This is a genomic window from Marinobacterium profundum (assembly GCF_001528745.1).
GTDB lineage: Bacteria > Pseudomonadota > Gammaproteobacteria > Pseudomonadales > Balneatricaceae > Marinobacterium_A > Marinobacterium_A profundum.
The window spans coordinates 19757-31416 of the sequence record NZ_BCNS01000140.1 but is presented as its reverse complement, the minus strand read 5'-3'; the positions used below and the strand labels follow the sequence as shown (position 1 = coordinate 31416).

Genomic DNA, 11660 nt, shown 5'->3' with positions numbered 1-11660 from the left:
CGCATCGTGCTCCTGCGTTGCTGATGCCACCGCACTCTCTGTCGGCGCTGAATGTCTGCTCGCGTACCAGAACCAGAGAAGGGCAATTGGCATCAGACCGAGGATGATGAGCATGAATGTAAGCCCCATTACAAATCCGGCAATGACCACCATAAGCCCGAGACCCATCGACAGTACGCCTAACATCAGCGTGCGCAGAGACGGTCTATTCGAAATTTCAGCCCTTTTCCGGGCTGTCTCAGTAACCTCGACATCTTCAATATTCATTTGAGTGTGCATTGTATGTACATTCCTGTTTTCTGTTGATTCCGGCCGGAACTCCGGCCGGAACCTGTGCGTTAACTCCAGCTATAAAGGGACAGCGATATCTATGTGACAGGCACCCATCACTTATCGTTCTGACCCTCGTTCTCGCTACCTTCCTGGTCGTCGTCGTCGTCGTCGTCTTCGTCGTCGGCGTCGTCTTCGTCGTCGGCGACATCAGCCTTCTGACTGATCACATCACCAGTATTGGCATCAACCTCAACGTCGAACACCTGCCCGGCACTATCAACAATTTCAATGTCCCAAAGCATGGCTTCGTTATCGTCATCGCTATCTGTGTTGTCGAATTCGGTCGCGCGAACAGTGCCCGGGACGCTCTGCAGCGCAATGCTCACCGCCTCCTCCTGCGAAATCTGCACCTGTGTCACGGCGATCGTATCGTTGCCCTTCTTGCCATCAGCAATAGCGTAGGAGCCGATGCCGACCAGGCTGGCCACTGAAACCAAAGCTGCAACAAATTTACGTGATGTATTCATGGCTATTTTCCTCATGATAAAACTCGAAGGTGAGTTATGCGCAATGTTTGATTGCGTGAGTTGCACTATGAGGTAACAGCCTTAGTTGAAACTTAGGGTGCCGAGAAAAAATGGCAACTTCCGATATACAACTACAAATATCCGGTCGAAACTGGTTCGAGCTATCATCGATAAGATTTGATGGAAGGCACTATTCATGCCTGACTGACCCCGATCCTCCTATCAATGTCTATCGGAGTCGCAAGCGCCCTGGTGGCTACAGTTGGAATCAGAGAACCACATGGATTTCGTCCGACTCTCCAGCAACACCAACGATATCAGCCGCTTCCGCGCGATTAGCGTCTAATGTAACCCTTGGGTCTAACGGAAATTTTCTGTCATAGGTCACGCAGTACCTCGACAGCATCAAATCGCGACCGGGCGCGGGTAGATCTGACCGCAGCAAGGACCGAAACCGCGACTAGATCCAGCACAGCATAGACATAGAGCCCAGCTACGACCACTCACTCTGGCGGCGGGTCCAAGACCCCTGTCAGCAGCATCACCAACACCCAGGCGTAAATTCCGCCTGAGAATAGCCCCAGCACGCCCCCTCAAAAAAAACACGACCAGCGCGCCATCGGACCACCGTAAGGCCCCAGATTCGGCCGGGCGCCTATAGTGGCAAGGATGGAAAAGTTGCCTGTACGGTCATTGAAACAGAGACCAAGCATCAGTACCGCAGCGGCCACAGTTACCGCGAAGCCAGCTTGATGCCAGGCGGGCTGGAACCAATGATCTGTCTTTTAAGACAACGCAGGAAAACAGAATCTTTATGGCTAAATGGCTGTAATACAGCAGCATTAAGGCTCAAAAATAATTATAAAGCGGCTTCCTTGACTCTTGGAGGGTTCAAACGCCACCGACCAGTTAAGGTGATCAGCTATGCGTTTGACAATACTTAAGCCAAAACCAAAACCTGTTTGCAGGTCTTTGCTGCTGCCCTGAATATGTCGGTTAAATAACAGAGGGTGAATGTCGCTAGGTATACCACAGCCAGTATCCTCTATAATAACACTACGCTGACTAATTTTGATGGAAACTTCACCTTTATCCGTATGCTGAAATGCATTCCGGAGTAAATTACCAAACAGCATGTTAGCAAGTTCTGCATGTGTAGAAATATAGATATCGCCATCACAGAAAAATTTAATCTCCACTGCGCCCGCATTAACCAGGCCCTTATAAGACTCTATTCCCTGGTTAATTAAAGCCCGTAAATCAACATCGACTAATATTAGTTTTTCAGGTGATCGTGACAGTAATAACAGAGCAGAAACCTGATTTGATGTCGCAGCTGCTGTTAACCTTATGCGATTTGCCACTGCTGTTAATTTCGGATTATCGCCTAAATGCAACAAAAGTATTTCGGAAGCTCCCAAAATAATGGTAAGCGGCGTTCTTAATTCATGACTGACGTCACCGCTAAACAGTCGCTCTCTATTCAGAAAAGATTGCAATTTCTCATCGCGCTCTTCAATTGCTCGTGCAAGGAAACCAATTTCATCTTCTGACTGTATGCTAAAGCGAGATTTTTCAATATTTGATTCCACTTCGTTTGCAAGAACTTTCAATGGCGAGATGACTTGCATAGTCGAAAACTTACTAAATAATACTGCAGAAAAAACACTTAAAACTGAAGCAAAAAGAAGGACGACTGCGATAATCATTTCAATATATTCAAAATCCGATATCTTTTCAAATGCAACAAATTTTTCTCCATTATGCATTTTAATAACAAATAATATTTCTTTTCCTCCAAGCGAAACTTCTTGAAGGTAAGGTCTTGGCTCACTTGAACCGAATATTTCTGGTATATTTTCGCCGTGATAGAATCCCATTCCTGGTGGTGTGCTGATTTGAGCATTATTTTCTCGAATTTCAATAACGTAATCCAACGAGGAAGACAATCTAGGATAAATGAGTTTTTCTTCTATATATGATTCAGAAAAATAGAAAACAGCTATAAAAATACTGCAAATTAAAACAGATAATAAAAGGTACGAAACGGTCAACCTTGTTTTTAATGATAGCGACTTATTCATCAGGATTAACCATGCGATATCCAATACCCTGTATAGTTTTTAGCATAGACTTTTCAAAAGACTTATCCAAAACTTGCCTAAGCGTATGTATATGGGTGCGTAAAGCATCGCTATCAGGTGGGTTGTTTCCCCAGGCAGCTTGTTCAAGCTGAGTTCGAGTAACTATAGCAGGCGATTCTTTCATTAAAAGGCTTAAAATCTTATAACCTATCGGCTTTATAACCAGGGGAACGCCTTCCCGAGAAAGTGCTAAAGTTTTTTGATTGAACACCAGTGAACCTAACGTCAGGGTATCTTCTATATGTGAGTCAGAGGCCCTGCGCACCAACGCCTTAAGCCTGGCATCCAACTCTATCAATGAGAATGGCTTAATAACATAATCATCTGCACCTTGCTCCAAACCGAGTACTTTATCCTCGATACTGTCTCTCGCTGTTAGCATTAGAACAGGTGTTTTTATTTTTAATTCTTGCCTCAGTTTAAAGCATACCTGTACGCCATCTATTCCTGGCAGCATAACATCCAAAATAATAACATCGTAATTACCCGTTGCCGCTAATGAGAGACCACCAGGACCGCTATAGGCACTATCCAGTGAATAACCTAAAGGCTCAAAGTAATCGTAAAGATTAGCCACAATATCTTTATTATCTTCAACAATTAGTATTTTCACGAGATATCCTTTTTAACCTCACAAAAACGTTAAGTACCAACTTCGACTACTATTAGCTCGTCGGAAAAATAGTTTTCTTGACTATTAATCCGTCATGCCAGAACTTTTCTGCCTAAAATAATGACCGTAGCCTATGGGCTGCGGACCTCCTTGGGAGCAACAAGATGGTGTTAGTATTGGCTTGCGGCCAATGATGACGCATCTCTGCTTCTTACATGGTCCGCCATGTTTACTATAAACATGCACCGACCTTCTCACTCTTGTCCTGCCATTAAAAATTTTACCAATATAACACTTTCTTAACATTTTTTTAACACCCGCTTAACTTGCACTCAAGTATAGTAAACTCACGAAAAAATACTTGCACTTTTTAATATATATTTGAGACAGAAGTTACTATGATTCCCGGACTCTGCCTGCACAGATATAGCACTATTAATGCTCTATCTCTATATGAATGATCACAGCGAGTCATTGGTGGGAAAAGGTACCGATCTACGTGGTTTTCCTTATAGTTTCGTTCCTGGCACCCAAATAGACGTGGCGGCCTTATGCTGGACGAGGGTTGCCCTCGATGCTGATTTTTCAAAGAGAACCATGCTGAAGGATATAAATTTATCGCTTGACAATATTGTAGACAATTTACACTCGCTCTCACACTCTATTTCAACCCCACGTTTCTACTTGAATACTGCACTTGAATCCAAAAGGGACATAACGCCAGTTGAGTTAATAAACTGATGACATCAATAAAAAATATATTTTGCATCCTAATTGTTATTATAATAACTTTTACATTGTTCGATTTTTCAATGATTGATATTTGGGTACAAAACTTCCTGTACAATTTTGATGAAAATCATTGGACAGTATCAATTGAAAAAAACAGTATTTCCCATTTTATTTTTTATGACGGCATTAAACTGCTACTAAAGTCTTTTGAGATACTATTGCTTTTGTCATTGATTTTTCTTAGGAAAAATATATGGATTAAAAATAACATAGCCGGTCTATTTATTGTGTTTTTATCGTTAATAATTGTTCCTTCCGTTGCTTCTACCATCAAAGGTATCAGTAATGTAGCTTGCCCCTCTTCACTAACAGAATATGGTGGAAAAATTCCGTACACCCCTGTTTTAAAACCCTACCCTGAGGGAGAAAAGCCTGCCAAGAATCAACGCTGCTTTCCCGCTGGTCACGCCAGTGGTGGTTTCGCACTATTATCACTATTCTTTCTGGCTACCTCTGCCAGGCAGCGTAAACAAGCCCTAGCCTTAAGTTTAACCACAGGCTGGCTTATGGGAGGCTATAAAATGTTGGCAGGCCATCATTTTTTAAGCCATACCATTATCAGCATGATGCTGGCTTGGTTGATCGTTAATATCATAGTTTTCTGTGCGGACGCATTTTTTATAAAAAAGCCCATAAATAAAAATGTGCTCGTCATAGATAATGTCTAATTCATGGTTGACGCGGCCGGCAGCACGCTGAAGCGAGCGCGCTGTCACTATGCCCTTTAGCGCTTTCAACCCCGGCCCGCCCACTGCTGCAACGCATCTGCTGTTGCTATCGCGTCCGTCGCTCCCTTTCCGCGTCTAATAATGCTCGTTTGCGCTCCAGTCCCCAGCGGTATCCACCCAGACTTCCGTCCCCTCTTAGGACTCGATGGCAAGGAATCAGCACGCCTATACGGTTTTTGGCACATGCCGATGCCACTGCCCGAACCGCCCTTGGCTTGTCGATGTGCGCGGCCAACTCAGTGTAACTGAGCACATCACCCTCTCTAATGCTCAACAGAAATTGCCATACTTTCATTTGAAAAGCGGTACCTCGCATATCAAGTGGCAAGTCAGGCCTGGGAGCGCCTTGGCTGATATGCTGTTCCAGCGCTTGCATCCAGGCATCAAGCTCAGGTGCTGCCTGAGCAGGTGAAACACTCAGCTCGGCACTGGGAAACTCATCTTTCAGCTTTGCGATCAGTGACTCTTCATCATCGCCAAAGTGTACGAAACACACACCTTTATCTGTAGCGGCCATCGCCATTAGTCCAAGAGCCGTGTTGCGACAAGCGTAGGTGATCATCTCACCAGCGCCTCCTGCCCGGTATGCTTTGGGGGTCATGCCTATATTACGGCTAGCCTCGCCGTAGACGCGGCTAAGGGAGCCAAAACCTGATGCAAAAATTGCGTCAGTCACCCCCTCACCTTCCTTCAACGATTGCTTAAAGTGTCGCATTCGAACAGCGTCTTGATAGGCTTTGGGTGAAACACCAAATGCTGCTTTGAAGATTCGTTGCAGCCTGGAGGGAGACAACTCGGCTATAGCAGCCAAGCTCGCAAGCGTCATTCGCTCAGCAGCATGATCTTCGATATAGCGGGCAACCGTTACCAGCCGCTCAACTCGTGCTACGCCATCAGCAGGCTGGCAGCGCTTGCAGGGTCTGAAGCCAGCCAGCATGGCGGCTTCAATACTTGAAAAAAACCTCAGGTTCTCGGGCCTGGCAGCCCGAGCAGAGCACGATGGCTGGCAGAAAACGCCCGTCGTGATAACTCCATAAAAAAAATGCCCATCAAGGGATTGGTCCCTTGCAGCGATGGCTGCTTGCATTTCCTCTTCAGAGGGCATGGACATGGAATTACCTGTACCTAAAGGTTGTTACCACCTATGTAACCGTATTTCTATTGCGGCTACCATCCGTTTTTTGCTGCATAATTTTCATTCTTGCCAACTCCTCGTGATCAAAATAGCTGATTATGGATAAATAAATTGAGGCGCAAGAATCGGATGGTTTATGTTTCGGGCTATCGCTAAGCTGATTCCAAAATGAATTAACGCGAGAGTGCTACTCACTATGAGTTCAGCGATAAACACCTCAATGGGCCTGCGTGAATGGGCAATGCTTACCATATTGTCCGTACTCTGGGGGGGCTCATTTTTCTTTGTGGGTGTTGCTGTTGCCGACTTGCCTCCATTGACCGTTGTTACGCTCAGGGTAGGACTGGCCGCCATAGCATTGTGGAGTATGGCTCTGATGATGGGACTGTGCCCGCCAAAAAGCCTGAGGATTTGGCTGGCTTTTCTGGGAATGGGACTGCTGAATAATGTCATCCCATTTACTCTTATAGTCTGGGGCCAAACTCAAATCGCATCCGGGCTGGCATCGATTCTTAACGCTGCGACCCCCATATTCACCGTTATTGTCGCCGGAGTGCTGCTTGCAGACGAGCGTGCAACGTCATTGAAGCTTGCGGGTGTGGCAGTCGGTTTTCTCGGCGTTGTTGTGATGATCGGCCTGCCCGCTCTCGGTGATAGCTTGCTGGCGCAGGTTGCCATCATTGCAGCGGCTGTGTCTTATGCATTTGCCGGCGTATATGGCCGTCGATTTAAAATAATGGCGATAAACCCCATCATAACGGCAGCGGGCCAGGTCACTGCATCGGCATTCGTATTGACGCCCATCACCCTAGTGGCAGACGGGCCCCTCGATATTACTGCGTCCAGCCTGGGAACATGGGCCGCCATTATTGGGCTTGCTGTGCTCTCCACTGCTATTGCCTATGTGCTCTATTTCAAAATATTGGAATCGACAGGGGCAACCAACCTGCTGCTGGTCACATTACTGGTGCCTGTCTCGGCAATATTGCTGGGTTCACTATTTCTGAACGAGACATTGGACGTTGTCCATTTTGTGGGGATGGCGCTCATTGCACTGGGCTTATCCGCTATAGACGGACGCATTTGGCGAAGATTAAAACATGCGAGCGCTTAAGTTCCCTGAGGCGGACAGTAAAAAGCCCTGGAGATCCGTCTTTCAAAATTGTCGAATTATTGAAGCGTTATTATTGTCGGACAATCTCGCTTTCGCCTCCCGGCGACTCACTTTTCTTCGAACGGCCGAAGTTAAGTAAGCAAGACTTTTTACCTTGAAGAATGCGCCCCAATGAAGCCTTTTCACTGCGCGCTGGACCGATTTTCCGGGCGCAGCTGACGGCACATCCTTGTGCCGAATCTGCGGCTCGGCATCCATGCCTCGCCCCTGCCTGGCCTGATCGAAAAATGCACTTCAGTACTCGCCGGCATACGGCCATGGATGGCCGGTATGCAGGCAATGCAGGAGCGATTACCTGCCCTAACGGGACCCGTGTGGTTACTTTAAGCATCTGGAATTGCTCCGGAGACCTACTACCAGTCGAAGCAATCGTGAAGGCCGCTAACGGCACAAAGCGGACATTGATGAGCTGGGAAATAGGTATACTGTCCCCGAAATTCCGGGCTCGCATGCAGGGTGTTGTGGGGGGCTGAGGGCTAGAAACCCTCGGCTACCCGATTATGTTTTTGCACTTATCTATGTGTGAACTTTACAAAATCTAAAATGGTATACATCAATGAGACTCTCTCTAGTATTACATCAAAGAGCTGACTGGATGTATCGATACCACCTTGGATAGCAATTGTTTCTGCCAGTATCGCCTCGTCAGATATATGAGGGCCATTTTCTTTTTCGTAAGCATCAATAAAGCCATAAAATCTTTCTGCATCAAGATCATGATCGCTATGCCATGTTTCCGATTTTATCCATTGATTTAGCTTTTTCAGTACATCTTCTGATAGATTCACTTGACCTCCTTTTTAAACATAACGCCAGCGTAATAGGCGCGAGTTTGCGAGCGCCCTAATTGACGCGTTTGTTAAGTTTTTGTTTTGCATGCTGCCAACATAGTTTCAATGTCTTCTCTTAAAAGGACTATCTCACAAATCTTCGATTCGCGCTCTTCTAAATCATCTGTAAGCGTGGATGTCATAACATTGAGAGTGATGTAATCGCCACTTGAACATGAGTAGCTATTTTCTGGAAATTGGAGCCACCTACTTGATACTTGGCATGGCACTATTCCTTTCCTGAGGTTCAACCTTTGGCGGCTCTTATTATCGAATGGGAACCTTTCAACTTTCTTTGTCATACGACCTCACTCGATAACTAGTGAAACTTAACGCCACATTAAAGGGCCGAAAAAGCGTAGCTTTTGAGGTCCCAGTGAGCGAAACGAACGACTTTCAATGTTTTATCAGCCGACGAGCACCGGGATTATGATCCGATCTGGCCAGAAGCACAATTGGGGGCAAAATATGTTTTTCTTAATAAATCTATTCTGACCCCATTTATTACCCCCTGCTACGGTATTTTTGGGGGAAATACAGAATTTGATTTGTAAGCTCAGCTTCATACTCATACTCCGAATAGGAATGCGCCGTTCTTACAACAGCGTAGGCACCACCACCAAATAATCCAGATTCTTCACTGCATTGCAGATAGACGTGCGGATGATTACAACATTCATCTCCTGCTTCGTCGATTGCCAATATCTGGTCGTAAGGCACCAAACCCACCACTTCTAGAAACGCCTGATTTTCCTTGGGAACCTTTTCCCAAATAGCACGCACCTTTGCGTCTAGGTCCCGATCAACCTCTTTGGCCCAGGGGTCATCACAATGTTGGTTCGTCCTGAGCTTCTCCATCGCATCCCATTCATTAGCACCGTCTTTCACATAAGCCAAATGGGAGCGAATCAAGATTTTGATGCCGCTTTCATAATGACCGAGAAAATAGTAAACAGCCCACAAAGGCCGCTTATGGACATCGGCTATTTCACCTGAATATGGATACTGAGTTGCCTCAGCATCGCGAAGCAAGATAGGGTTGCGGCTTCGACCTTGAACTCCACCGATGAGTCTGATTACTTGTCGCTTTGTGGCGAGCCTCGCGCGCAGTGACGATTTTAGAGATCGCTTGCGTATTTGTAGAGAAATTCCAAAATAGCCAAACAATAAGTGATCTTGCCGGGGCTGAAAAAGAAAATCTTCGAGCGCGGCCTTACCCCAAAGTTGGAATTCTTCTAGACCTGCCGTGACGCACCATTTCCGGAATTCGTCATGTGATTTTTTGCTGAAATCGCAAGCAGCTACGAACACCAATCCATGTAGGTTAGAAAGTTCGTCCTTGCTTATATCTTCAAGATAACCAACTAGTTTCTTCGGAGTGATAACTCTCTCCCGCTTGCACTGAATCAGCCAAATACGGTCCTTATACGATGGCACGGCATTCTGGTCTAGATCCTCTTCGTCTTCGTGCTCTAGAAGTTGGTGATTTATGACTTCCCATCCCCTCGCATCGAATCCATCATCCGATCCAGATCGCCCTGTCGCTTCAAGTGCGCGCCAGTCCCGAAAATCGTAGAGAAGTTGGCGAACTAAGTCCTCAAACCTTCGCGGCTCAAGGTCCTCGAAATGTAAGGGGTTAACAGTGCGAGATGCGGTAGCCACATATCTCTCCTAGCGCTCTAACATTTTAATACTGCGCATGCGCGTTTATGCGCAGACCACGACGTCGTCAAGAGAGGCTAATCGACTGAATATGAGAGATATTTGAGGTACCACAGCCATTTTCCTCCGTTGAAAACGAGCATGCGTGTATGCGTGCTGGGCCGTGCGCAGTATCCAACAGGCCCCAATCCATAATTCATTGATATTGGATCATTTTTGTTCCTAATACCAGCCAGAATTGAGCACATGAATGCTGCAAAACGCGCCATAAGGCCGAATGGCGCCTAATACACTGTATAAACGCACAGTAATTGAGGGTGAGTTATGCACAGAGAGTACTCGCAGGCAATGTCCGCTATGGGCACCAAGCGATCTTCGGCTGATGGAGCCGCTCGGTAGTCTTGCGGATACTCAGCCTCTTAGCGGGATACTCCCGCGTCCGTGCAGCTTTTCAACGTAACGACGGGCTTGCGCTCTCTTTTACGCACCATGTGCGGCGACGGCTGCCCCTCCTGCACTGATACCAGGCTGTCGGGAGCCGACTGGTCACTGAAAATCACAGCCTTGCCACAACGACCCGGCCACTTGCCTGCATTCAAGTGCGTATTCACTGTATAATGCGTCAGCATTTTTACCGGAGGCCCCCATGAGCGACGCGACTACTCCCGACAGCAGCAGCAACAGCAGCAACGCCCGTAGCGACGATGCTGGCAGCACTGAAACTGGCCAGACCAAGAGCGGCTTTCTGGCGCTGGTATCCCGCATGATTTTTGAGGAGAAACTGCCCGTACGTTTTATGTACAAGAGCGTTCCGGAGCACCTCAACGATACCGGCTGGCGCCTGTTCAGTGGTTATGAAGACGAAGCCTACCTGCAGGACGACGTCGTCAACATGACGCCCGTACCGTTGGAAAAGCTCTACGGCATGGATGACAGCCTTGAGGAAAAGCTGGCGTTCAATGCCGGCACCGTATGGGAGCGCCAGCCTGGGTCCGACTGGGAGCGCGTGTACGATTTTCGCATCCCAAGCCCCAGCGTTGATGTCACCATCACCAACGACCCGGAACAGTTCAATAGCTGAAACCACGCCTCTGCTCTGCCTGCGATACGACCGAGAGCAGAACACTCCTCGCCCAGTGCCTCTAGAAAATTCTGCATTTGGCGCGCTTGAAATACTTCTGGTCATCCTCATATAGGTAAGCAGACGCGATCGCTTCGATGAAGGTTCGCGTTTTGCCAGCCCGCAGACTGCGGGAACCTAACATATTGCTCAACGAGGATATGACCATGAGAGATTTTGACCTTTCCCCCCTGTACCGTTCCGCCATTGGCTTTGATCGCCTCGCCTCCCTGCTGGATAACGCGAGCCGCAATGAACAGAGCCAGCCGGCGTATCCGCCCTACAATATTGAACTGCTGGACGAGAACCACTACCGCATCACCATGGCGGTTGCCGGGTTCGACAACTCTGAGCTCAACATCAAGAGCGAGCAGGACATATTGATTATCGTGGGTCAGAAACAGCAGGATGCCGCCGACGAGCGCAAATACCTTTACCAGGGCATAGCCGCGCGCAATTTTGAGCGCCGCTTCCAGCTCGCCGACCATGTGAGGGTCGTGAAGGCCAGCATGGACAAGGGTCTGTTGCACGTGGACCTGGTACACGAAGTACCTGAAGCCATGAAGCCGCGCCTGATCGAGATCGAAAGCATGGCCTCGTAGGACAGTTCTAAGCTTCACAGACAGCCGGGCACCCTGAGTGCCCGGTTTTGCATTGCCTGC

The 11660-nt window shown here is 47.4% G+C and carries 10 protein-coding genes; 4 read left to right on the top strand and 6 right to left on the bottom strand.

Annotation, left to right across the window (positions count from 1 at the left end; all coding sequences use genetic code 11):
* Positions 1-386: 386 nt before the first annotated feature.
* The 3 genes from MPRO_RS16475 to MPRO_RS16460 form a co-directional block, all read right to left on the bottom strand.
* A complete protein-coding gene (locus MPRO_RS16475) occupies positions 387-800 on the bottom strand; it encodes a PepSY domain-containing protein (RefSeq protein WP_067295213.1) in 414 nt (137 codons plus the stop codon).
* A gap of 842 nt (positions 801-1642) precedes the next feature.
* Entirely contained in the window at positions 1643-2884 is a 1242-nt protein-coding gene (locus MPRO_RS16470; protein WP_082708882.1) for a sensor histidine kinase, read from the bottom strand.
* Positions 2877-3557 carry a response regulator transcription factor gene (locus tag MPRO_RS16460; protein ID WP_067295204.1) on the bottom strand — a complete coding sequence of 227 codons (681 nt, stop codon included), beginning with the start codon at positions 3555-3557 and terminating at the stop codon, positions 2877-2879. Before MPRO_RS16460 ends, MPRO_RS16470 begins: the two co-directional genes overlap by 8 nt.
* 812 nt (positions 3558-4369) lie before the next feature.
* Here MPRO_RS16460 and MPRO_RS16455 point away from each other — a divergent pair.
* Positions 4370-5017, top strand: a complete 648-nt coding sequence (locus MPRO_RS16455) for a phosphatase PAP2 family protein (protein WP_158651844.1) — start codon at positions 4370-4372, stop codon at positions 5015-5017.
* A 106-nt stretch (positions 5018-5123) separates the two neighbouring features.
* On the opposite strand, the gene ada is transcribed toward MPRO_RS16455, so the two are convergent.
* Positions 5124-6188 (bottom strand): bifunctional DNA-binding transcriptional regulator/O6-methylguanine-DNA methyltransferase Ada, encoded by a 1065-nt coding sequence (ada, locus tag MPRO_RS16450; protein WP_067295198.1) that lies wholly within the window; start codon positions 6186-6188, stop codon positions 5124-5126.
* Between the two features lie 220 nt (positions 6189-6408).
* On the opposite strand from ada, the gene MPRO_RS16445 reads away from it, so the two are divergent.
* Positions 6409-7326 carry a DMT family transporter gene (locus tag MPRO_RS16445; protein WP_067295195.1) on the top strand — a complete coding sequence of 306 codons (918 nt, stop codon included), beginning with the start codon at positions 6409-6411 and terminating at the stop codon, positions 7324-7326.
* 572 nt (positions 7327-7898) lie between these two features.
* Here MPRO_RS16445 and MPRO_RS25890 read toward each other — a convergent pair.
* Positions 7899-8174, bottom strand: coding sequence for a hypothetical protein (locus MPRO_RS25890; protein ID WP_158651843.1), 276 nt, complete (start codon positions 8172-8174; stop codon positions 7899-7901).
* A gap of 546 nt (positions 8175-8720) precedes the next feature.
* Positions 8721-9878 (bottom strand): PDDEXK family nuclease, encoded by a 1158-nt coding sequence (locus tag MPRO_RS16440; RefSeq protein WP_067295192.1) that lies wholly within the window; start codon positions 9876-9878, stop codon positions 8721-8723.
* A gap of 646 nt (positions 9879-10524) precedes the next feature.
* Between MPRO_RS16440 and MPRO_RS16435 the strand changes: the two genes are divergently transcribed.
* Both MPRO_RS16435 and MPRO_RS16430 read left to right on the top strand, forming a co-directional pair.
* Complete coding sequence (locus MPRO_RS16435) at positions 10525-10959, top strand: immunity protein Imm33 domain-containing protein (RefSeq protein WP_067295189.1); 435 nt, start codon at positions 10525-10527, stop codon at positions 10957-10959.
* 206 nt (positions 10960-11165) lie between these two features.
* A complete protein-coding gene (locus tag MPRO_RS16430) occupies positions 11166-11600 on the top strand; it encodes an Hsp20 family protein (RefSeq protein WP_067295186.1) in 435 nt (144 codons plus the stop codon).
* Positions 11601-11660: the final 60 nt, after the last annotated feature.

What these genes read in the sequence shown, in the direction of transcription:
- MPRO_RS16430 (WP_067295186.1), top strand. Translation starts at nt 11,166, where the DNA reads ATGAGAGATTTTGACCTTTCCCCCCTGTACCGTTCCGCCATTGGCTTT.
- MPRO_RS16475 (WP_067295213.1), bottom strand. Translation starts at nt 800, where the DNA reads ATGAATACATCACGTAAATTTGTTGCAGCTTTGGTTTCAGTGGCCAGC.
- ada (WP_067295198.1), bottom strand. Translation starts at nt 6,188, where the DNA reads ATGTCCATGCCCTCTGAAGAGGAAATGCAAGCAGCCATCGCTGCAAGG.
- MPRO_RS16435 (WP_067295189.1), top strand. Translation starts at nt 10,525, where the DNA reads ATGAGCGACGCGACTACTCCCGACAGCAGCAGCAACAGCAGCAACGCC.
- MPRO_RS16470 (WP_082708882.1), bottom strand. Translation starts at nt 2,884, where the DNA reads ATGAATAAGTCGCTATCATTAAAAACAAGGTTGACCGTTTCGTACCTT.
- MPRO_RS16445 (WP_067295195.1), top strand. Translation starts at nt 6,409, where the DNA reads ATGAGTTCAGCGATAAACACCTCAATGGGCCTGCGTGAATGGGCAATG.
- MPRO_RS16455 (WP_158651844.1), top strand. Translation starts at nt 4,370, where the DNA reads ATGATTGATATTTGGGTACAAAACTTCCTGTACAATTTTGATGAAAAT.